At 66.7% G+C, this 1,845-nt stretch carries 1 protein-coding gene; it reads right to left on the bottom strand.

Features of this window, described 5'->3' with window-relative positions; all coding sequences use genetic code 11:
• Nucleotides 1–186 precede the first annotated feature (186 nt).
• Nucleotides 187–1,410, bottom strand: a complete 1,224-nt coding sequence (locus VF825_RS12970; protein ID WP_414695850.1) for an IS256 family transposase — start codon at nucleotides 1,408–1,410, stop codon at nucleotides 187–189.
• Nucleotides 1,411–1,845: the final 435 nt, after the last annotated feature.

Raw genomic sequence — 1,845 nt, 5'->3', positions numbered from 1 at the left:
TTCGCCCCGGCACGATCCAATGGCACGCCCTCGTGCCCAGGCTCCTCGAGCCCCTCCTACTCAGCGCCGCCGCCTACATCATCTCGCTGCTGCTCAACCAGGTCCCCGGAGTGGTCCCCGAGTGCGTGTGCGTCGATCTGGGCGGGGACTGTCCGATTGTCTGTGTAACCGGACGTGAGTCATTGGTTAGTTGGCTGCGGCGATCCGCTCGCCGTAGTGGATGGTAAGGGCGTTGAGGATGGTCTTCCAGCCGTTGATCTTGCCGGTCGGGTTGGACCGGTTCGGCCGGCGTTCGGTGGCCACCAGGTAGAGCACTTTGAGGGCGGCCTGCTCGTTCGGGAAGTGCGTCCGGTGGCGCACCCCCTTTCTGAACCGGGCGTTGAGGCTCTCGATGGCGTTGGTGGTGTACACGATGGTGCGCAGCTCGACCGGGAACGCCAGGAACGGCACGAACTCGCCCCAGGCTCGGCGCCACGTGTCGATCATGGCCGGGTAACGCTCGCCCCAGGTGTCGGCGAACTCGGCGAAGCGGGCCTCGGCCGCCTCGACCGTCGGCGCGGTGTAGATCTCTCGCATCTCCCGGCAGATCGGCCCCCAGTACTTCTTTGACGTGAACCGGAGCGACGAGCGGACCAGGTGCACGACGCAGAGCTGCACGTCGGCTTGGGGCCACGTGGCCCGGATGGCGTCAGGGAGACCCTTGAGGCCGTCGCAGCACACAATGAACGCGTCGGCCACACCGCGGTTGCGGAGCTCGGTGAGCGCGCTCATCCAGAACTTGGCGCCCTCCCCGCCGGTCGGCCCGACCCACATGCCCAGCACGTCGCGTTCGCCGTCCAGGTTCACGCCCATGGCCACATAGATGGGCCGGTTGGCGACCTGCCCATCGCGGATCTTGACCACGATGGCGTCGATCAACAGCACCGGATAGACCCGGTCCAGCGGCCGACTCTGCCAGGCCACCATGTCCTCGACGATCGCGTCGGTGATCCTCGAGATCGTGTCCCGACTGATGTCAGTCCCGTAGATCTCGGCCACATGCGCCTGGATGTCGCCGGTCGACATGCCCTTGGCGTACAGCGAGATGATCTGGCCGGACAGGCCATCCATGCGGCGCTGGCCCTTCGGGACCGTCACCGGCTCGAAGGTGGCGTTGCGGTCCCGGGGAACCCGCAGCTCGACCTTGCCAATCTCGGTGGTCACCGTCTTCGGATAGGAACCGTTGCGGCTGTTGCCCGACCCGCGACCCTCCACCGCGTGCGGCTCGTAGCCAAGATGGTCGGTCATCTCGACCTCCAGGCCGGTCTGCAACACCCGGCGCACCAGCGCCGTCAACAATCCGTCGTCGCCGGTCAACTCGACGCCCTCATCGCGGGCCCGGGCCACCAGTTCCTCAGCCCACGCCCGCATCGCGGAGTCGTCGCCTCCCACCGGCGGAACGCTACGCCCCGCCGTCACCTCCGTCGCCGAGGCCGGCGAGCTCATCGCTGTCGTTGTTGTCATCGGAGTGATCCTTTCTGGACCACGGCCTTCAGCCGCGGACCCTCAGATCACGCCCGTTACACAAAGTTCCTGACAGTCCCGGTTCAAGCTGTCAGGCACCTACCGGGGTCAAACCGTCAGGCGGGTACCGGGTCTTGACAGGGTGACAAGCGGTGACAAGGTCGGCATGCGCCCAGTTCTGAGTGGATGACCGTCGGGTGATCGGCCCGGCGTGCGCCTGGCAGGGGAGCCTTCCACCGGGGGTCGTGGGCGTGACCTTGGACGGTCGCGCAACGAAAGCGTCAGTTGCGTCACGGTCGCGGTGCGGGCACGGGTCAGGTCTGGGCCGCGAAACCCATCTTT

Origin of the sequence: Oryzihumus sp. (assembly GCF_036391795.1) — a bacterium.
In the GTDB taxonomy this organism is placed as follows: Bacteria; Actinomycetota; Actinomycetes; order Actinomycetales; family Dermatophilaceae; genus Oryzihumus.
This window is presented reverse-complemented; position numbering and strand designations above follow the sequence as displayed.